Here is a 20,050-nt window from a genome sequence, read left to right as displayed (position 1 = left end):
TGCCTACGCCGGTAGACTGGAGGGCTCATGTCTTCGACCGCGACCCTCCCCCGCATCGTCTTCCCGCCCGAGCTGCCGGTCAGCCGGAAGCGGGACGATATCGCGCGCGCCATCCGCGACAATCAGGTCGTCATCGTCGCCGGCGCGACCGGGTCCGGCAAGACCACGCAGCTGCCGAAGATCGCGCTGGAGCTCGGCCGCACGAGCATCGGCCACACGCAACCCCGCCGGCTCGCGGCGCGCACGATCGCGGAGCGGATCGCGGAGGAGCTGGGGCAGTCCGTCGGCGAGCTGGTCGGCTACCAGGTCCGCTTCACCGACAAGGTGTCCAAGGCGACCAAGATCAAGCTGATGACCGACGGCATCCTGCTCAACGAGCTGCGCCGCGACCGGATGCTGCGGGCGTACGACACGATCATCATCGACGAGGCGCACGAGCGCAGCCTCAACATCGACTTCCTGCTGGGATACCTCAAGCAGCTGCTGCCCCAGCGCCCCGACCTCAAGCTCATCATCACCTCGGCGACCATCGACCCGGAGAGCTTCGCGCAGCACTTCGCCTCCGCGGACGGCACGCCGGCGCCGATCGTCGAGGTCTCCGGCCGCACCTACCCGGTCGAGATCCGGTACCGTCCACTGGTCGCCGAAGCGCTGGACGAGGACGACGACGATCCGGACCCGGTCCCGTCGGCAGACCGCGACTACCTTCAGGGCATCAACGACGCACTCGACGAGCTGGCGCGCGAGGCCGCAGGCGACGTGCTCGTCTTCCTGTCCGGCGAGAACGAGATCCGGGATGCGGCCGACGCGATCCGTGGCCGCAATCTTCCCGGAACCGAGGTCCTGCCGCTCTACGGCCGCCTTTCCTCCGCGGAGCAGCACCGCGTCTTCCAGCCGTCGACCCTCCCCGGCATCCGGCGCCGCGTCGTGCTCGCCACGAACGTCGCCGAGACGAGCCTCACCGTCCCGGGCATCAAGTACGTGGTGGATGCGGGCACGGCGCGGATCAGCCGGTACAGCACGCGGGCGAAGGTGCAACGGCTCCCGATCGAGGCGATCTCGCAGGCCAGCGCCAACCAGCGGTCGGGCCGCTCCGGCCGCACCAGCGACGGCATCGCCATCCGGCTGTACTCGGAGGAGGACTTCAGCAAGCGGCCGGAGTTCACCGAGCCCGAGATCCTCCGCACCAACCTCGCCGCCGTCATCCTGCAGATGATCTCGCTCGGCCTTGGCGACATCGCGGCCTTCCCGTTCCTCACCCCGCCGGACTCCCGCGGCATCAAGGACGGCCTCGACCTGCTCTCAGAACTGGGTGCGATCGCGACGGCGAAGGAGGGAACCAAGCTCACCGCCGTCGGACGACAACTCGCGCAGCTTCCCATCGACCCGCGGTTCGCCCGCATGGTCGTCGAGTCGAAACGGCACGGCACCTCACGCGAGGTGATGGCCATCGTCGCAGGGCTCACCATCCAGGATCCGCGCGAACGTCCCGTCGAGCGCCGCGGCAGCGCGGACGAGAAGCATGCGCGGTTCGCCGACCCGACCAGCGACTTCCTCACCCTCCTCAACCTCTGGAACTACCTCGAGGAGCAGCAGAAGGAGCTCTCGTCCAGCGCGTTCCGGCGGCTCTGCAAGGCCGAGTTCCTCAACTTCCTGCGGGTACGCGAGTGGCAGGACGTCTACCGCCAGCTGCGGCAGCTCGCGAAGCCGCTGGGGCTGACCATCGGCGAGCCGTCCGTCAACCCCGACGGCATCCACCGCTCGCTGCTCGCCGGACTGCTCTCGCACATCGGGCTGAAGGATGTGCGCGAGACCGGTCCTGCGCCGAAGGGTGCGGGCAAGGCCCTGCGCAGCCGGCAAGCCGAGTACCTGGGCGCCCGCCAGACCCGCTTCGTGATCTTCCCCGGCTCCACACTCGCCAAGAAGCAGCCGAACGCGGTGATGAGCGCCGAGCTGGTGGAGACATCCCGGCTGTTCGCGCGGATGAACGCGGCCATCGACCCGGCGTGGGCCGAACCCATCGCGGGAGACCTCTGCAAGCGTCAGTACAGCGAGCCGCACTGGGAGAAGAACCAGGGCTCCGTCGTCGCCTACGAGCGCGTGACGCTGTTCGGCGTGCCGATCATCCCGCGGCGGCGCGTGCAGTACGCACGGATCGACCGGGAGCTGTCGCGCGAGCTGTTCATCCGGCACGCGCTGGTCGACGGCGAATGGGACTCCCACCAGGCCTTCGACCGCGCCAACCGGAAGCTGCGAGCCGAGCTGCGCGAGCTGGAGGAGCGCACCCGCCGCCGCGACATCCTCAACGACGACGAAGCCGTCTTCGAGTTCTACGACAAGCGGATCCCCGCCGACGTGGTGTCGACGCGCTCCTTCGAGGGCTGGTGGAAGAAGGCCAGACGGGAGACGCCCGACCTCCTCACGATGACGCCGGAGGCGCTGCTCGACGAGGAGGCGGCCGAGGTCGACGAGGACGCCTTCCCGCCCGTCTGGCGGCAGGGCGACCAGCAGCTGACCCTGCAGTACCGGTTCGAGCCGGGCGCGGAAGACGACGGGGTGACGGTGCAGGTGCCGCTTCCGCTGCTCGCCGGGCTGCTGCCCGACGGCTTCGACTGGCAGGTTCCCGGGCTCCGCCACGAGCTCGTGACCGCGCTCATCAAGTCGCTGCCGAAAGCGATCCGCCGCCAGGTGGTACCGGCCGCGGACTGGGCGCAGCGGCTGCTCGGCGAGCTGTCCGGAACAGCCGGGATGCGCGCCCACGAGGGTGAACGGCCCGCGGCCTCCCTCGCCGACACGCTCGCGGCGACGATCTCGCGGCTGACCGGATCCCGGGTCAGCGGCTCGGATTTCGACCTCGACCGCCTCCCCGCGCACCTCCGGCCGACCTTCCAGGTCGTCGGAGAACGCGGACGCACGCTCGCCGGCGGGAAGGACCTCGGGGCGCTGCAGGAGCGGCTGCGATCGCGCGCCCGCGACTCGGTCGCGGCCGTCGCGGAGGCGCGGACGCCGAACGCGATCGAACGCACCGGGCTGACGACGTGGGATCTCGACGAGCTCCCCCGGTTCGTCGACTCCACGCACACTGGCCCGGGCGGTACGAAGAACGTGATCCGCGCCTACCCGGCACTCGTCGATGACGGCGACTCCGTCAGCATCCGCCTGATGGGAACGCCCGCCGAGCAGGCGCGCGCGATGCCGGGCGGGGTGCGGCGACTGCTGCTCGCCAGCATCCCTTCGCCCGTCGCCTACGTGCAGCAGCACCTGACGTCCAACGAGAAGCTCACCCTCGCCGCGAGCCCCTACCCCAACACCAAGGCGCTGTTCGACGACTGCCTGCTCGCGGTGATCGACTCGGTGCTGTACCGGATGAAGCCCGACGGCCAGGTGTTCATGCGCGCCGAGTTCGAGGCGGTGCGGGATCGGGTGTCCGGGATCGTGATGGACTCGATGTTCGAGACGGTCGCGCTCGTCACCCGCATCCTCACCGCCGCCCGTACAGCCGAGAAGGCGATCTCGGGCGTGACGGCGCTGACCTACCTGGCGGCGCTGAACGACGCGAAGGGGCAGCTCTCCGGGCTGGTCTGGGCCGGAAAGGGTGTCGGGTTCGTGTCGGCCACGGGGCTCGAGCAGTTGCGGCACCTGCCGCGGTACCTCGCCGGGATCACGCAGCGCATGCAGGCGCTGCCGACGAACCCCGGTCGCGACCGGGCCTGGCAGACGCAGGTGGAGACGGCGGTCGCGCTGTACACGGACGCGGGAGGCCGCATCCCGCTCGCGCCCGGTTCGCCGCCGTCGCTGGTGCACGCCCGGTGGATGCTGGAGGAGTTCCGCGTCTCGCTCTTCGCCCAGTCCCTGGGCACCGCCGAGACCGTCTCCCTCCAGCGCATCCGCAAAGTCCTCACCTCCTGACCCAAGCCATCAGCTCCTGAGTTTTTCGCCCTTTCCGGCGCGAAAATCGCGAGAAACTCAGGAGCTGATGGCTGGTGTCGGGTCAGACGCCGAGGTGGAAGCCGCCGTTGGAGTGGAGGAGCTGGCCGGTGATCCAGCCGCCTCTGGGCGACAGGAGGAACGCGACGAGGTCGGCGGTGTCCTGCGGGCGGCCCAACCGGCCGAGGGCGGTCTCCGCCGTCAGCTGCTCGACGAGCTCGGGCGTCATCCACCCTGTGTCGATCGGTCCGGGATTGATGAGGTTCGCCGTGATGCCGAGGTGCGCGAGCTCGACGGCCGCCGCCTTGACGATGCGGTCGAGCGCGCCCTTGCTCGCGCCATACGGCAAGTTGTGCGCGGTGTGGTCGCTGGTGAGTGCGACGATCCGTCCGAGCCCGGATGCGCCGGACGGGAACTGCCCGGCGAACGCCGTGATGAGCAGCCACGAGCCGCGCGTGTTCACCGCGAAGTGCCGATCGAACGCCTCCACCGAGGTGTCGAGGATGCCGCTGTCGACCGAGTGCGCGTGGCTCATGACCAAGGCCTGCACCGGCCCCAGCTCGTCGCGCACCTGCGCCATCGCGGCGGCCGGCGCCTGCGCATCCGCCAGGTCCACCGGCACGGGAAGCGCGCGAGCGCCCAGGCCGCGCAACTCGTCCGCCAGGGCCTCATGCTCGGCGGGATGCGCACCCCACGGCATCTCCGAGTCGTACCCGTCCCAGTACCCGAACGCGACGTCGAACCCGGTCGACGCGAGGTTCCGGGCGATCGCATCGCCGATCGACCCCCGCCGGCTCGCACCGGTCACGAACACCACAGGCCGCTTCGCATCCACTCCGTGATGCTATCGGCTCCGGAGTTTTTCGCCCGGCACGCCGTGTCGAGGCCGAAAAACTCCGGAGCCGATAAGTGGAGGCTAGAGCACCTTCGAGAGGAACGCCTGCGTCCGCTGGTGCTGCGGGTTGCTGAGCACTTCGCGCGGGTCGCCGGACTCGACGACGACGCCGCCGTCCATGAAGACCAGCTCGTCAGCGACCTCGCGGGCGAACCCCATCTCGTGCGTCACGACCACCATGGTCATGCCGCTGGCGGCCAGGCCCTTCATCACATCCAGCACTTCGCCGACGAGCTCGGGGTCGAGCGCCGAGGTCGGCTCGTCGAACAGCATCAGCTTCGGGTCCATCGCGAGCGCACGCGCGATCGCGACCCGCTGCTGCTGACCACCGGACAGCTGCGACGGGTAATGGTCGCCCTTGTCGCTCAGCCCGACGCGGGCGAGCAGCTCGGTCGCCCGCTCCACCGCCTTCGCCTTCGAGAGGCCCTTCACGCGGATGGGCGCCTCGATGATGTTCTCCAGCGCCGTCATGTGCGGGAACAGGTTGAACCGCTGGAACACCATCCCGATCTCGCGACGCTGCCGGGCGGCCTCCTTCGGCTTCAGCTCGTACAGCTTGTCGCCGTGCTGCCGGTAGCCGACCACCTCGCCGTCGACCGAGAGCCGGCCGGCGTCGACCCGCTCCAGGTGGTTGATGCAGCGCAGGAAGGTCGACTTGCCCGAGCCCGACGGTCCGATGATGCACAGCACCTCGCCCGGGTTGACCTTGAGGTCGATGCTCTTGAGCACCTCGTTCGAGCCGAAGCTCTTCGAGACGCCTTCGGCCAGCACCATGGGGGTCTTCGTGTCGGTCATCCCTTGCCTCCGAGATCGTTGCCGTCCGGTGCGCCGGCCGCGGGGAGCGCGCCGGTCGCGAGGGCCGGTTCGTTGCGGTCGGGGCGGCGCGCGTTGACGCCGCGCGAGAACCGCTTCTCCAGGAAGTACTGCCCCGTCATCAGCAGGGAGGTGAAGAGCAGGTACCAGAGCGATGCCACGATGAGCAGCGGGATGGGCGTGTACGTGACCGCCGAGATGTCGCGTGCGACACCGTACAGGTCGGTCGTCAGCGGGATCGCCGCTACCAGCGAGGTCGTCTTCAGCATCGAGATCACCTCGTTGCCGGTCGGCGGGATGATGACGCGCATGGCCTGCGGGATGACGATGCGGGTCATCGTCTGCCACCACGACATGCCGAGCGCCGTCGCAGCCTCCTCCTGGCCCTCGTCGACCGAGAGCAGGCCGGCGCGCACGATCTCCGCCATGTAGGCGGCCTCGTTGAGCGCCAGACCGATCACGGCGATGATGAACGCGTTCTGCATGAACCCGAGATTCAGGTCCACCCCGATGTTCGTCCACGGCACGCCGAGGAAGATCTGCGGGTAGATCAGCGAGAACAGGCCCCAGAACACCAGCTGGACGTAGACCGGGGTGCCGCGGAAGATCCACAGGTACAGCCAGGCGACCGACTTCACGACCGGGTTCGGCGACAGCCGCATGACCGCGAGCACGAGGCCGAGCACCACGCCGATGATCATGGAGTAGATCGTCAGCTGGAGGGTCACGAGCGCAGCAGCACTGATGCGCTTGTCGAAGACGTACTTGCCGACGTACTGCCAGCCGTAGGCCTCGCGCTGGGAGGCGTCCACGATGAACCAGACCAGCAGGAGGATGAGGATCGCCGCGAAGACGATGCGCCAGGGGTGCCGGAGCTTGATCGCCTTGATCGGCTCGGAGCGGGTCCCGCCCGGCGACGGGACGGATCCCGTCGCCGGCCGGGCGGTGTTGCTCTGTGACATGAAGGTCAGCCCTTCGAGGCCGCGTTGACCTCGGCCGACTCGACGGCGCCGTCGGCGACGCCCCACTTGTCGAGGATCTTCTTGTAGGTGCCGTCGTCGATGAGGGCCTGGACGGCCTTCTGCAGCACCGGGGTGAGCTCCGAGTCCTTCTTGACGGGGAGGCCGTAGGGCGCCTCGTCGAAGGTCTTGCCGGCGGCCTCGAGCTTGCCGTTCGACTTGGAGATCGCGTACAGGGTGACGGGCGAGTCGGCGCTCAGGGCGTCGGCCTTGCCGAGGATGACCGCGTTGGTCGCGTCGTCCTGGGTGTCGTAGCGGAGCGCCTGGATGGCGGGCTTGCCCTCGTCCGTGCACTTCTTCGACTTGGCGGGGACCTCGTCGGTGTCCTCGTAGGTCGTCGACTGGACCGCGACCTTCAGGCCGCAGGCGTTGTCCGGGTCGATGTTCTTGCCCTTCTGGGCGGCCCAGAGGATGCCGGCCGAGTAGTAGTTGACGAAGTCGACCTGCTGCTCGCGCTCGGTGGTGTCGGTGAACGACGACATGCCGTAGTCGTCCTTGCCACCGGTGATGCTCGGGATGATGTTGTCGAACTTCGCGATCGCGAACTCGGTCTTCACGCCGAGCTTGTCGCCGATGGCCTTGGCGAGGTCGACCTCCCAGCCGACGGGCTGGGCGTTGTCGTCCTTGAACTCGTTCGGCGGGTACGTGTTGTCCATGCCGACGACGAGCTTGCCGGCGTCCTTGATCTTCTGGGGCAGCTGCCCGGCGAGGGTGTCGTCCTTCTTCACGTCCGAGACGGAGCTCGACGTTGAGCTGCCGGACGGGGTGCTGTTGTCGACGCAGCCGCTGAGCGCGAGCGCTGCAACGGCGGCGACTGCGGCGATGGGGGCCGCGGTACGAATGCGCATGATTGTCGTTGTCCTTCTTCCTGTACAGGAATGTGCCTGATGCGTATTGCAAGGGTAAGGGGAGGATACCCCAGCGGCGTCGCCGCACTTCAACACTAATTCGCGCAGGGAACGGCGTTTTTCACGGACGTTTCCGGAAGGTTTCGTCGGATCCGGCAGCGGAATCCGTGGATTTGTGCGTGGGCGCGTTGCGAAACCCGCGCGCGATGCGCCCAGGCGGCCGTCTCGGGCCGCGAGGTCACGCTCCCGTAACGACCGGCCGCTCCGGGTCGTTCGACCAGGCCGAGTAGGAGCCCGCGTACAGAGCCGGCAGCGGCAGGCCGGCGATGACCATGGCGAGCGCTTCATGGGCCGCGGTGACACCCGATCCGCAGTACACGCCGACGGGCGTGTCGGGGTCGATGCCGAGGCTCCGGAACCGTTCTGCCAGGGTGTCCGCGGGCAGCATCCGTCCGTCGGCGCCGACGTTGTCGGTGGTGGGTGCGCTGACGGCGCCCGGGATGTGACCGGGTCGCGGATCCACCGGCTCCACCTCGCCGCGGAAGCGTTCGCCCGCGCGTGCATCCAGCAGCACGCCGTCCTCGGCGGCGGCGAGCGCGGCGGCGGCGGCGCCGTCGAGAGTCGGGAGCGCGCCGAACTGCACGTGGATGCCGCCGGGGATCGGCGTCGCGCCCGGCCCCTTCTCGAGCGGCATCCCGGCGTCGCGCCAGGCGGCGATCCCTCCGTCGAGCACGCGGACGTCACGCACGCCTGCGTGGCGCAGCAGCCACCACGCCCGCGCGGCCGAGGTGCCGGAGGCGTCGTCATACACGACGACCGAGTCACCGTCGCCGAGACCCCAGCGCCGCGCCGCCTCCTGGAAGGCGTCCGCGTTCGGCAGCGGATGGCGCCCATCAGTCGGCTGGCCGTGCCCGGCAAGCTCCGTGTCGAGATCGACGTATACGGCCCCCGGGATGTGGCCGCGCTCGTACTCCTCGCGGCCGGGCGGTCCGCCCAGCTTCCAGCGGACGTCGAGCACGCGCCACGCCGAACGCCGCCGGCCGGCGCCGCTCCACAGGGATTCAGCCCCGAGAGCGACGTCCAGCGCGGCGGCCGTAATCAGCGGAGAGAGCTCCGTTGCCATCAGCGACCGGTGGAGGCCTTGGCGTTCGACTCGTAGGAGGTGTTGGTGGACTCGAAGAAGTTCACCAGCTCCAGCGTGTCGTTGGCGGTCGCCATCCACTTGGCCGGGTTGGAGACCTTGTACTCGGCCTCGAAGCCCAGTTCCTCCAGACGGCGGTCGGCCAGGTACTTCACGTACTGGTTGATGTAGTTCGCGTTCAGGCCCAGGATGCCGCCGGGGAGGAGGTCGCGGTTGTATTGCTCCTCCATCTCCACGGCGTCGAGGATCATCTGGCGGATCTCGTTGGCGAACTCCGGCGTCTGCAGGTCCGGGTTCTCCTCGAGCACCGTGAGGATGAGGTTGATGCCGAACTTGAGGTGCAGCGACTCGTCGCGCACCACCCAGTCGATGAGCGAGCCGAAGTTGCGCAGCAGGTTCCGCTGGCGGAACGAGAGCGCCACCATGAAGCCCGAGTAGAACCAGATCCCCTCGAGGATGACGTTGTACGCCACCAGGTTGCGGATGAAGTCCTGCTTGCCCTCGGTCGTCGTGATGTCGAGCGCCTGCTCGGTCATCCGCTTGATGAAGCGGACCTCGAACTCCTCCTTCTTCGCCATCGACGGAACGTCGACGTGTGAGTTGTAGGCCTGCTCGCGATCGATCGGGAACGTCTCGAGGACGTACTCGAACGACATGCAGTGGTTCGCCTCCTCCCACATCTGCTTGGCGAGGTAGAGGTGCGCCTCGGCCGCGTTGATGTAGGGGTAGACGCCGAAGGCGAGGGCCTTGTTGACGAGCAGCTCGTTCGGGTTGAAATAGCTCATCAGGAAGGTGACCGCGTGGCGCTCCTCGTCGGTCATCCGCTTGAAGTCGGCGATGTCCTCACCGAGCTGGATCTCGTTCGGGAACCAGGTGTTCGCGACGGCCTGGTCGTAGAGGTCCATCGCCCACTGGTACGTGACCGGCTTGAGCAGCAGGCCCTCTTCGATTCCCGTTCCCAGAATCCCCATGGTGTTCCGTCTCTTTCGTTATTGGGTCGGTCGGCGGGTTACTGGCAGGACTCGCACTGCAGGTCGTCCATCGGGTCGACCGGCACGTAGTATTCCTCGATCTTGGTGCTGTTCACTTGTTCTCACCACCCGCGGTGCTTCCGGAGGACAGGCCGCCGAAGCCGAAACCACGGCGAGCGGGGGCGGAGGCCGGCGCGGTCTCCGTGACGGCCGGAGCCGCAGCCGGGGCCGGAGCGCCGGCGCCGACCGACGCGAAGCCCTTGCGGCCGCCGCTGATCTCCTCGGCCTTGTTGACCTTCACGGTCGACTGCTCGGCCTGGTGGCGCGGCTTCATGTGGAGGTAGTACGTCGTCTTGACGCCCTTCTCCCAGGCCGCGTAGTAGATGTCCATCATGTCGCCGAGGTCGCGCGTCTCGAGGTACATGTTGCGGCTGATCGCCTGGTCGATCCACTTCTGGGCGCGGGCCGCGACCTCGATGAAGGCGTACGGCGAGAGCTGGAAGCTCGTCTTGAACGTGGCCTTCACCTCGTCCGGGATCTCCGCGATGTTCTGGATGTCGCCCTGCGACCGCAGGATGGCCTCGCGGACGTCCTGCCAGATGCCGCGCTCCTGCAGCGTCTCGACCAGGTTGCGGTTGACCTCGAGGAACTTGCCCGAGGAGGTCGACCGGCTGAAGATCTGCGAGAACTGCGGGTCGAAGCCGGGCGTGGTGCCCGCGACGAGGCCGATCGACGCGGTCGGCGCGATGGCCATGAGGGTGGCGTTGCGCATGCCGCCCTTGACCTTCTCGCGGAGGCGGTCCCAGTCGAGGCGGATGGTGCGGTCGACCGTGATCGGCACGCCGCGGTCGGCCTCGGTGAGGGCGATCGAGTCGTAGGGCACGAGACCCTGCGACCAGCGGGAGCCCTCGAAGTTCGGGTACGCGCCGCGCTCCTGCGCCAGGTCCGCGCTCTCGTCGATAGCGGCGTACGAGACGTGCTCCATGATCTCGTCGATCAGCTGGTAGGCCTCTTCACTCTCGTAGCTCAGGCCGAGCTTCTCGACGACGTCGGTGAAGCCCATGACGCCGAGGCCGATCGCGCGGTTCTGCTGGTTCGAGTAGTCGGCCTCGGGAACGCTCGACACGGTGATGTCGATGAGGTTGTCGAGCTGGCGGACCGCCTGGCGGGCGCTGGCCTCGATGCGCTCCCAGTCCATCTTCCCGTCGACCAGGTGACGCGACAGGTTGATCGACGCGAGGTTGCAGACCGAGACGTTGTCGCGGTCCTGCGGCAGCGTGATCTCGGTGCACAGGTTGGAGAGGTGGATGGTGCCGGTGTTGTTGTTGAGGGCACGGTTGTTGATCGTGTCCTTCCAGGTCAGCCACGGGTGGCTGGTGGTCTGGAGGCTCATCAGGATGTCCTTGAACTGCGCGCGGGCGCTGATCTTCTTGAACATCTTGAGGTTGCCGGCCTCGGCCTCGGCGACGTAGTGCGCGTAGCGCTCCGAGAAGGCCTTGCCGTACAGCTCGTTGAGGTCGGCGACCTCCAGCGGGTCGAAGAGGTACCAGTCCTCGTCGTTCTGGACGCGCTTCATGAACTCGTCGCTGATCCACACGGCGGTGTTGGCCGTGCGGGTGCGGCGGTACGGGTCGCCGGAATTCTGGCGGAGGTCGAGGAACTCCGGGAAGTCCATGTGCCAGTTCTCCATGTAGAAGCACAGGGCGCCGAACTTCTTGCCGCCACGGCTCACCGCGCGCAGCACCGAGTCGATCGTGTGCATGAACGGGATCGGACCGGTGGAGGTGGTGTTGTTGGAGCGGATGGGCGAGCCCTGCGCACGCAGCTTGGTGACCGAGAGGCCGATGCCGCCGGTGCCCTTGGTGAGCCACATGACGTCGCGGACACTCTTCGCGATGTGCTCGATGTCGTCCTGCATCTCCATGACGAAGCAGTTGGAGAGCTGCGGGTAGGCGGTGCCGGCGTTGACCAGGGTCGATCCGGCGGCGAGGTACTCGAGCTTCGACATCTTGTCGTAGAACGCGATGGCGTGGCTGGTGGGGTCGGCCTCGTTGAGGGAGAGTCCCATGGCGATGCGCATCCAGAAGAACTGCGGCACCTCGAGCGAGTCGCCGTTGCGCGCCTTGATGCCGTAGCGGTTGTTGAGGGTGACGACGCCGATGTACTTCAGCAGCTCGTCGCGCGAGGGGTCGAGGTAGCCGGCCAGGCGGTCGAGGTCGAAGGCGGTGGTGAAACGGCCGTCGAGCAGCGTCTCGGAGACGCCGCGCTCGATGTAGCTGCGGAAGAGGGAGGTGTGCAGTTCGACGAGCTCGTCGTGGGTCTCGTAGTCGCCGAGCACGCGCTTGTAGATCGTCTTGAGGAGGAGGCGTGCGGCGACGGTGTCGAACGCCGGGTCGTCCTTGACGTTCTGGAGGGCGACCTGGATGACCGCCTCGTCGAGCTGCTGCGTCGTGATGCCGTCGAACAGCGTGAGCTCGAGCTCGCTCGCGATCTGCGTCACCCACGTGATGTTCTCGTCAAGACCCTGGGCCGCATTCTCGATGGCCAGGTTGATCTTGTTGGCGTCGTACGGCTCGCGCTCGCCGTTGCGCTTCACGACTGTGATTGCCACTGTCTCTCCCTCATTCGCTAAGCCGCGTGAGCGGCGGAAATCCCCGCGGAACCGTGCCTTCCCGCATCGGGGGGAGGCTGACCGGCTCTGTGTGCTCGACCACTATATAGCGGGGGTCCGACATTTCCACTCCCCCACATCTAGTGGGCGTGTCGTCCACAGATGGGGAGAAGTTATGCACAGTTTCCACACCCCGCGAAGGGGGGATGGACAGTGTGGATACTCCCGCGGAACCGCCTCCGCGACCGATAGTGTGGATGGCTGTGAGCACCTACACGAGCCTTCTGAAGACGCCGGGCGTCGCCCGCATCATCGCGGCTCAGCTCACCGCGCGCTTCCCGTTCGGCATGCTGTCGCTCGCCTTCCTGCTGCACATCGAGCGCGTCCATGACTCGTACGGCGCCGCGGGTCTGGTGCTCGGTGCGATGAGCATCGGACAGGCCATCGCCGGCCCGATGACCAGCCGCCTGATGGGCGTCCTGGGCATGCGGGTGGTGCTCTGGACGACCCTCGCGCTGTGCTCCGTCGCGGTCGCCGCGATCGGCCTCTTCGTCATGCCCATTCCCCTGACCATGGGCGTTGCGTTCTTCGCCGGGCTCAGCATGCCGCCCATCCAGCCGGCCGTCCGCACCATCTATCCGAAGATGGTCAACTCGCGGCAGCTGACCCCGCTGTTCTCGCTCGACGCCTCGGCGCAGGAGATCATCTGGATCGCGGGCCCGGTCGCTATCACCTTCGTCTCGACCCAGATCGGAACCGTCGAGGGCATCCTGATGTCGGTCGCGATCATGCTCGCCGGCGGCTGCTGGTTCATCTCCTCGCCCGAGGTCGGGCGCGTGCGCATCCCGCGCAGCAAACGGCGGTTCGGGACGGTGCTGGCGCGGCCGCCCGTGCTGCTCGCGACGGTCGTCGGCTTCCTGCTCATCGGTTCCTGCTCGGCGGTCGAGGCCGGTGTGGTCGCGACGTTCGGCGAGGGATCGCCGCTCGCCGGCATCGTTCTCGCCATCTGGTCGCTCGGCTCGCTGGTCGGCGGCCTCGCGTTCGGTCACGTGCCGATCGGGCCGTGGGCGACCGCTCGCCGCATGCTCATCGTCTTCATCGGCGTCGTGCTGTCGACGTTCATGCTGTGGTCGTGGTGGGGGCTGTCGCTCACCCTCCTGATCGCCGGTCTCGGCATCGCCCCCGCCCTCGCCGTGCTGTTCGCGATCGTGTCGGCGAGCGTGAAGTTCTCGGACACGGCGGAGGCCTACGGCTGGGTCGGAACCGGCCAGCTCATCGGAGCCGCCCTCGGTTCGGCGCTCGCGGGCTTCCTCATCGACGGCGTCGGTGCGGTCGGCGCCTTCTGGGTGGCCGGCGCCTTCGCCCTGGTCGGTTTCGTTGTGCCCGCCCTGGCGCACCGCATCCACCCCGACCTGCGCGGTCGCGACGCCTCTCCCATCCCCGACACCGAGCCCGTCCCCGTCCAACCCTCCTAACCCCCCTAACCCCCCTAACCCCCTTCCGCCGAAGTGCACGTAGTGGCGGCTATTTCACCGTTTTAGCGACCACAACGTGCACCTCGACAAAGCCGGGGCTGTGGATAACCGGATGCGCGGGGCCGCGGCCGAGACGATGTGCAGATGGGACGACATCTCGCCAAACTGGACGACGCGCTCACCGACGGCCCCTTCACCACGCGAGCGGGTGCTGAGACGGGGGTGACCCGCTCCCGGATGCGCGGCAGCGACCTCATCACGCCGATTCGCGGCGTCCGCATCCCCCTCCGTGCGGACGGTTTCGAAGCCCGGCTACGGGCATACGCTCTGCACCGCGAGCGGGATTTTGCGTTCAGCCACACGACGGCGGCCCGGCTGTACGATATCCCTCTACCTACCGAACTCCCGCCAGACATCCACGTCAGCGTGCCCGACCCCGGACGACCGCCGTCGATTCGCGGGTTCATCGGACACAAGCTGCGCCACTGGGATGCGCGCGTGGTCGGAGGCTTGCCCGTGACGACACCGGAGCAGACCTGGATCGACCTCGCTTCCCTTCTGTCGGTGTCCGCCCTCGTCGTGGCCGGCGACTTCGTGATCGGCGGACGTCAGCCGCTCACCGACAAGAACGCCCTGCGCGCAGCGTTCGCTGCCGCGCCGGGTCGGCGAGGCATCGCCCGAGCGCGATCGGCCTTCGAGAAGATGCGCGTCGGTGCCGAGTCGCCGGGCGAGACGCGTTTGCGCCTCGTGTTGCACAAGCTCGGATTGCCCGAGCCACTACTCAACGTCGATATCCGCGACGACGACGGCCGTTTCGTCGCTCGTGCTGACCTGGCCTACCCGGCGTCCCGGATCGCTCTCGAGTACGAGGGCGATGTCCACCGCGTGGATCGGTCGACCTGGATGAAGGACATCGGACGCCGGGAACGCGTAGAAGACCTGGGTTGGCGCATGGTGCGGGTGACCGCGGCGGACCTCCGCGAGCCGCACACCCTCGCTTCTAGGGTCCGTCACCTGCTCCACACCCGGTGAATGACCGTCGAGGTGCACGTAGTGGTCGCTATTCCGCCGGAATAGCCGCCACAAGGTGCACCTCGACGAGGGTCACCAGCGGGGGTGGACGGAGGCGCGGAAGTGGGTGTCGTAGATGCGGTGGACCGCCTCGTCGAAGCCGGAGGGGAGGCGCACGTCGGCCGCGGCCGCGTTCGCGCGCGCCTGCTCGGGCGAACGCGCACCGGGGATGACGGTGGTGACGCCGTCCTGCGCGATGACCCACGCGAGTGCCGCCTGCGCGGGCGTCGCGCCCTCGGGCACCAGCTCCGCGAACTCGCGCGCGGCCTTCACGCCCTCCTCGAAGTCCACACCCGAGAAGGTCTCGCCCACGTCGAACGCCTCGCCGTGGCGGTTGTAGGTGCGGTGGTCGTCCGCCGCGAACGTCGTCTGCTCGGTGTACCGTCCGCTCAGCAGCCCGGAGGCGAGCGGCACCCGCGCGATGATGCCGACGCCAGCCTCGCGCGCCGCTGGGAGCACCCGGTCGAGCGGCTTGAGGCGGAAGGCGTTCAGGATGATCTGCACGGTCGCCGTGCCGGGCCGGGCGATCGCCGCGAGGGCCTCATCCACGGTCTCGACGCTGACGCCGTAGTTCTCGATGGCGCCCTCTTCCACCAGGGTGTCCAGCGCGTCGTACACGGCGTCGGTCGAGAAGACGGGAGTGGGAGGGCAGTGCAGCTGGACCAGATCCAGCCGGTCGACCCCGAGGTTCCGGCGCGAGCGGTCCGTCCACTCGCGGAACTTCGGCAGGGTGAAGTTGGCCGGATCCTGCGCTTCGCGTCGCCCCATCTTCGTCGCGACGGTGAGAGGCAGTTCGGGGTGCTCGGTCACGAACCGTCCGATGATCTGCTCGCTGCGGCCGTCGCCGTAGACGTCGGCGGTGTCGAAGAAGGTGACGCCGGATTCCGCCGCCGCTTCGAGCACGCCGAGGGCGTCGTCTTCCGACACGTCTCCCCAGTCCGCTCCGAGCTGCCAGGTGCCGAGTCCGACGACCGACACCTCCCGTCCTGTTCCACCGAGGATGCGCTGTTCCATGCCCTCAGCCTATGCCGGGTGGGATGCGGTGTCCGGGGGTTGCGCTCCGCCGCTTCCCGGCCACCACGCCGGCGTGACCCGCCCGACGAGGCCGAGGAACGCATCCACGTCGCGCGGCCGCGGTCGCGTGAGCCAGACGTCGATCGCCCCGATGGTGCCGTCGGCGAGGTAGCGTGCGATCGCTCGGCGTTCCATGTCGTCGTCCGCCGGGACGACGAGGCTGTGCTGGTCGAGGAGCAGTTCGATGGACGCCTGGAAGTGCTCGCTGAGCATGGCGTGCAGACTGGCCGCCCCGCTCTCGGTCCCCAGCCCGCGCCGGTAGATGATGTCGTGGTCGTCCACGTGCCGCAGCACCGCGCGGGTGACGCCGACGACGGCGGCTCCGGCATCCGACGGTTCGACGTCGACGAGGTACTCGGTGCGCAGCGCATCCAGCTCCGACCGCAGCACGCTCTCCAGCAGTGCCACGGGCGACGGCGCGTACTCGTACACCGTCGAGCGGTGGACGCCGGCCGCCGCGGCGAGCGCCGACACCGTGACCCCGCTCACCGGCCCGCGGCTGGCGAGGTCGAGGATGGTGGCGCTCAGCCGGGCGAGCGTCTTCTGCTGGCGTGCATCCACCGGACGATCGTACAATGGAGTTATCCGACAGTTGTCGGATAACGAAAGGAGATTTTCATGGCTCAGTACGACGTCGCCGACCGGTCCGCGATTGTGACCGGAGGCGGCTCGGGCATCGGCCGCGCCATCGCGCTCACCCTCGCGGCGAGTGGCGCATCGGTCCTCGTGACCGACCTGAACGAGGAGCACGCGAAGGCCGTCGTCGACGAGATCACCGCGGCCGGGGGCACTGCCCGCGCGCTCGCCGGCGATGTGACCGACCCGGAGTTCGCGACCGCCAGCGTCGCCGCGGCGAACGAGCTCGCCCCGCTCCGCATCGCCGTCAACAACGCCGGGATCGGCGGAGCGTCCGCGCCCGTCGGCGAGTACCCGGTCGACTCGTGGAGGAGGGTCATCGAGGTCAACCTCAACGCCGTCTTCTATGGGATGCAGCCCCAGCTCGACGCCATCGCGGCCAACGGCGGCGGCGCCATCGTGAACATGGCGTCCATCCTGGGCAGCGTCGGATTCGCGAACTCCTCCGCGTACGTCACCGCGAAGCACGCCCTGCTCGGCCTCACGCAGAACGCCGCGATCGAGTACGCGGGGCAGAACGTGCGCGTCGTCGCGGTCGGCCCCGGCTTCATCCGCACCCCGCTCGTCGCATCGAATCTGGATGCGGACACCCTGAAGTTCCTCGAGGGCAAGCACGCGCTCGGCCGACTGGGCGAGCCGGAGGAGGTCGCCGCACTCGTTGCCTTCCTCGCCTCCGATGCCGCGAGCTTCATCACCGGCAGCTACCACCTGGTCGACGGCGGCTACACCGCCCAGTAATCCTCCACAGCCTCCGGCTTTCCACAGAAGAGCCGGAGGCGTGCCGTGCTCGGTCGCGCTCGCCTAGGGTGAGGAACGTGACCGAGCACGACACCTCCCCAGACACCACTCTGCTGTCCGACGACCTCCTCTCCCGCATTAGGGAGCGCGCCGCCGGCTACGACCGCGACAACCGGTTCTTCACAGAAGACTTCGCCGAATTGGCCGACGAAGGCTACCTCCGAGCCCTCGTGCCGACCGAGTTCGGCGGGCTGGGGCTCAGTCTGCAGCAGACCGCGCGCCTGCAGGCGCGCTTGGCCGCTGCCGCGCCCGCGACCGCTCTCGCCGTGAACATGCACCTGGTCTGGACGGGCATCGCCAAGGCACTTCGCGACCGTGGCGACGACTCTCTGGAGTTCGTGCTCCGGGAGGCCGGGCAGGGCGAAGTCTTCGCCTTCGGTCTCAGCGAGGCGGGCAACGACCTGGTGCTGTTCGGCTCGACGACGGAGGCGCGTCCGGAATCCGACGGGTCGTACCGGTTCCACGGCAGGAAGATCTTCACGTCCCTCTCCCCTGCCTGGACCCGGCTGGGCACGATGGGCCTCGACAGCACGAGCGACGACGCCCCCAAGATCGTGTACGGCTTCATCGAGCGCACCGGAGGCGGCTTCGAGATCCGGGAAGACTGGGACACGCTCGGGATGCGTGCGACGCAGAGCAACACGACGGTGCTCGAAGGTGCGCGGGCCTCTGCCGACCGCGTCGTGCGGCGCCTCGACCCCGGTCCGAATCCCGACCCGCTCGTGTTCGCCATCTTCGCGAACTTCGAGATCCTGCTCGCCGCGGTCTACACGGGAATCGGATCGCGGGCTCTCGATCTCGCAGTCGAAGCCGCACACCGCCGCACGAGCCTCAAAAACGACGGCCGCAGCTACGCGAACGACCCGGACATCCGGTGGCGCGTCGCCGAGGCCGCGATCGAGCAAGATGCTCTGCTCCCCCAGCTGGATGCGCTGGCCGGCGACGTCGACACCCTCGCCGACCACGGCCGGCTGTGGTTCCCGAAGCTGGTCGGGCTGAAGGTCCGGGCCACCGAGACCGCTCGGCGGGTCGTCGATCAGGCGATCCGTGTCTCGGGCGGGTCCACCTTCTTCGCCGGCAATGAACTGGGGCGCCTGTACCGCGATGTGCTCGCCGGGATCTTCCATCCCTCCGACGCCGAGTCGGCGCATAACACCGTCGCGAACGCCTGGCTCGGGCCCGTCGAAGACTGAACCGGGCTCGACGGCACCGGGAGAGGAGCGAACATGCAGGAGATCACAGCGCGTCACTTCGCGGAGCGCTTGGAGCGCGGCGCGACCCAGGCCCGCGCGGCGGGATTCGACGGCCTGGTGATCGCGCCTGGCCCTGACCTCGCCTACTTCGCCGACTACCTGCCCGTCGCGACGACCGAACGGATCACCCTGCTCGTCATCCCGGCCGACGGCGAGCCCACGATGCTCGTGCCTGCGCTCGAGCACGGCGGTGCCGCCGAGACCCGCGCCGCTGGAGCGATCCGGCTGACCGACTGGTCCGACGGTCAGGACGAGTACGTCCCGGCGGCCGCACTCCTCCGGCCGGACGGCCGCTACGCGATTTCCGACGCAACCTGGGCGATGCACCTGCTCGGCCTCCAGGAGAAGCTGCCCGACGCGCGCTTCGCCGCCATCTCCAACGCCTTGCCGATGCTGCGGGCGGTCAAGACCGGCGACGAGGTCGACCGGCTCGCGGCCGCAGGGTCCGCGGCCGACGCGACGTTCGAGGACATCCTGCGCGTTCCGTTCGCCTGGCGCACCGAACTGCAGGTGGCGGCCGACCTCGACCGGCTGCTGCGCGAGCACGGTCATGCGCAGGTCGACTTCACCATCGTCGCCTCCGGTCCGAACGGCGCCGATCCCCATCACGAGCCAGGCTCGCGCACCATCGTCGAGGGCGACATGGTCGTCCTCGACTTCGGCGGGCTGCTCGACGGCTACGGGTCCGACACGACCCGCGCCGTCCACGTCGGCGAGCCCACGGACGAGGAGCGCGAGGTGTTCGACGCGGTCGCGCTGGCGCAGCAGACCGCCTTCGAGGCGGTGGCCGTCGGCATCCCGTGCGAGGAGATCGACCGGGCCGCCCGCCGGGTGATCCGTGAGGCGGGATACGGCGAGTTCTTCATCCACCGGGTCGGGCACGGCATCGGCGTGACCACGCACGAGCCGCCGTACATGGTCGAGGGCGAGCAGCATCCGATCGAGGCGGGGATGTGCTTCTCGATTGAGCCGGGCATCTACTTGCCCGGTCGATTCGGCGTCCGGATCGAGGACATCGTCGTCGCGACGGAAGAAGGCGCACACCGGTTGAACAACTCCAGCAGGGAGCTGCACCTGGTCGGCTGAGAACAGGCTCTAGCGCACCGCGCGGTCGACCGCGACCTGCTGCGCGGCTGCGAGGGTCCGGCGCCGCCGTGCGAACGGCAACGCCACCAGGCGCCAACCGACGAGGAACACGCCGAACACGACGGCGGCCACCGCGATGAACGAGGGCTGGACGCCCTGGCCCGCGGAGGTGCGGATGAGCATCCCCACAGCGACCGTCATCAACCAGACGGGGATGCCCGGCCAGATGATCGCGAGCGGGCGGTACCACGCCCAGGTCACCAGCCAGCCGACGACCAGGCCGACGAGGAACGGCCAGAGAGTGTCGAGGATCCCGAGGACGGAGTTCGCCTCCCCGTGGCTGCGGCGCCCGATGAGCACGAAGAGGGTCACGAGGGCCACGTCGATGACGAATGCGGCGAGCGCGGTCCTCCAGGATTTCACGGGCACCAG

16 protein-coding genes are annotated in these 20,050 nt (G+C 68.5%); 6 read left to right on the top strand and 10 right to left on the bottom strand.

Annotation, left to right across the window (positions count from 1 at the left end; translation table 11 throughout):
- The first annotated feature begins 27 nt into the window (after positions 1-27).
- The gene (gene hrpA / locus ACF1AJ_RS00765) at positions 28-3,909 is read left to right on the top strand and encodes an ATP-dependent RNA helicase HrpA (RefSeq protein ID WP_391505719.1); all 3,882 of its coding nucleotides are present in this window, start codon (positions 28-30) and stop codon (positions 3,907-3,909) included.
- Positions 3,910-3,991: 82 nt separating this feature from the next.
- On the opposite strand, the gene ACF1AJ_RS00760 is transcribed toward hrpA, so the two are convergent.
- From ACF1AJ_RS00760 to ACF1AJ_RS00730, 7 genes are all read right to left on the bottom strand, one after another.
- Positions 3,992-4,762 (bottom strand): SDR family oxidoreductase, encoded by a 771-nt coding sequence (locus ACF1AJ_RS00760; RefSeq protein WP_391505718.1) that lies wholly within the window; start codon positions 4,760-4,762, stop codon positions 3,992-3,994.
- Between the two features lie 81 nt (positions 4,763-4,843).
- Positions 4,844-5,617 carry an amino acid ABC transporter ATP-binding protein gene (locus tag ACF1AJ_RS00755; RefSeq protein WP_018191676.1) on the bottom strand — a complete coding sequence of 258 codons (774 nt, stop codon included), beginning with the start codon at positions 5,615-5,617 and terminating at the stop codon, positions 4,844-4,846.
- Positions 5,614-6,597, bottom strand: coding sequence for an amino acid ABC transporter permease (locus ACF1AJ_RS00750; protein ID WP_309860438.1), 984 nt, complete (start codon positions 6,595-6,597; stop codon positions 5,614-5,616). Before ACF1AJ_RS00750 ends, ACF1AJ_RS00755 begins: the two co-directional genes overlap by 4 nt.
- A 5-nt stretch (positions 6,598-6,602) precedes the next feature.
- Positions 6,603-7,502, bottom strand: a complete 900-nt coding sequence (locus tag ACF1AJ_RS00745) for an ABC transporter substrate-binding protein (RefSeq protein WP_309860440.1) — start codon at positions 7,500-7,502, stop codon at positions 6,603-6,605.
- Between the two features lie 238 nt (positions 7,503-7,740).
- Positions 7,741-8,625 carry a sulfurtransferase gene (locus ACF1AJ_RS00740; RefSeq protein ID WP_391505717.1) on the bottom strand — a complete coding sequence of 295 codons (885 nt, stop codon included), beginning with the start codon at positions 8,623-8,625 and terminating at the stop codon, positions 7,741-7,743.
- A complete protein-coding gene (locus ACF1AJ_RS00735) occupies positions 8,625-9,614 on the bottom strand; it encodes a ribonucleotide-diphosphate reductase subunit beta (protein WP_018191680.1) in 990 nt (329 codons plus the stop codon). The genes ACF1AJ_RS00740 and ACF1AJ_RS00735 overlap by 1 nt, the downstream gene beginning before the upstream one ends.
- Positions 9,615-9,726: 112 nt before the next feature.
- Positions 9,727-12,225, bottom strand: coding sequence for a ribonucleoside-diphosphate reductase subunit alpha (locus tag ACF1AJ_RS00730; protein WP_391505716.1), 2,499 nt, complete (start codon positions 12,223-12,225; stop codon positions 9,727-9,729).
- A 263-nt stretch (positions 12,226-12,488) separates the two neighbouring features.
- Here ACF1AJ_RS00730 and ACF1AJ_RS00725 point away from each other — a divergent pair, with 263 nt between their 5' ends.
- Together ACF1AJ_RS00725 and ACF1AJ_RS00720 are read left to right on the top strand one after the other, a co-directional pair.
- Positions 12,489-13,700 (top strand): MFS transporter, encoded by a 1,212-nt coding sequence (locus ACF1AJ_RS00725; protein ID WP_391505715.1) that lies wholly within the window; start codon positions 12,489-12,491, stop codon positions 13,698-13,700.
- Positions 13,701-13,844: 144 nt separating this feature from the next.
- Entirely contained in the window at positions 13,845-14,732 is an 888-nt protein-coding gene (locus ACF1AJ_RS00720; protein ID WP_391505714.1) for a hypothetical protein, read from the top strand.
- Positions 14,733-14,804: 72 nt separating this feature from the next.
- Here the strand turns inward: ACF1AJ_RS00720 and ACF1AJ_RS00715 are convergent, their stop codons facing one another.
- Together ACF1AJ_RS00715 and ACF1AJ_RS00710 are read right to left on the bottom strand one after the other, a co-directional pair.
- Positions 14,805-15,785 (bottom strand): aldo/keto reductase, encoded by a 981-nt coding sequence (locus ACF1AJ_RS00715; protein WP_391505713.1) that lies wholly within the window; start codon positions 15,783-15,785, stop codon positions 14,805-14,807.
- 9 nt (positions 15,786-15,794) lie between these two features.
- Entirely contained in the window at positions 15,795-16,406 is a 612-nt protein-coding gene (locus ACF1AJ_RS00710; RefSeq protein ID WP_391505712.1) for a TetR/AcrR family transcriptional regulator, read from the bottom strand.
- 57 nt (positions 16,407-16,463) lie between these two features.
- On the opposite strand from ACF1AJ_RS00710, the gene ACF1AJ_RS00705 reads away from it, so the two are divergent.
- The 3 genes from ACF1AJ_RS00705 to ACF1AJ_RS00695 all read left to right on the top strand — a co-directional run bounded on the left by ACF1AJ_RS00705 (position 16,464) and on the right by ACF1AJ_RS00695 (position 19,618).
- Positions 16,464-17,219 (top strand): SDR family NAD(P)-dependent oxidoreductase, encoded by a 756-nt coding sequence (locus ACF1AJ_RS00705; RefSeq protein WP_391505711.1) that lies wholly within the window; start codon positions 16,464-16,466, stop codon positions 17,217-17,219.
- 77 nt (positions 17,220-17,296) lie between these two features.
- A complete protein-coding gene (locus tag ACF1AJ_RS00700) occupies positions 17,297-18,472 on the top strand; it encodes an acyl-CoA dehydrogenase family protein (protein WP_391505710.1) in 1,176 nt (391 codons plus the stop codon).
- A 33-nt stretch (positions 18,473-18,505) separates the two neighbouring features.
- The gene (locus ACF1AJ_RS00695; RefSeq protein WP_391505709.1) at positions 18,506-19,618 is read left to right on the top strand and encodes an aminopeptidase P family protein; all 1,113 of its coding nucleotides are present in this window, start codon (positions 18,506-18,508) and stop codon (positions 19,616-19,618) included.
- 9 nt (positions 19,619-19,627) lie between these two features.
- Here ACF1AJ_RS00695 and ACF1AJ_RS00690 read toward each other — a convergent pair whose 3' ends face one another.
- On the bottom strand, positions 19,628-20,041 hold the full coding sequence (locus ACF1AJ_RS00690) for a DUF3054 domain-containing protein (protein ID WP_391505708.1): 414 nt from the start codon (positions 20,039-20,041) through the stop codon (positions 19,628-19,630).
- Between the last annotated feature and the right edge of the window lie 9 nt (positions 20,042-20,050).

The organism is Leifsonia sp. NPDC014704 (genome assembly GCF_043083605.1).
Classification (GTDB): Bacteria; Actinomycetota; Actinomycetes; order Actinomycetales; family Microbacteriaceae; genus Leifsonia.
The sequence above is the reverse complement of the archived record's forward strand: the minus strand, read 5'-3'. Positions and strand labels throughout refer to the sequence as shown.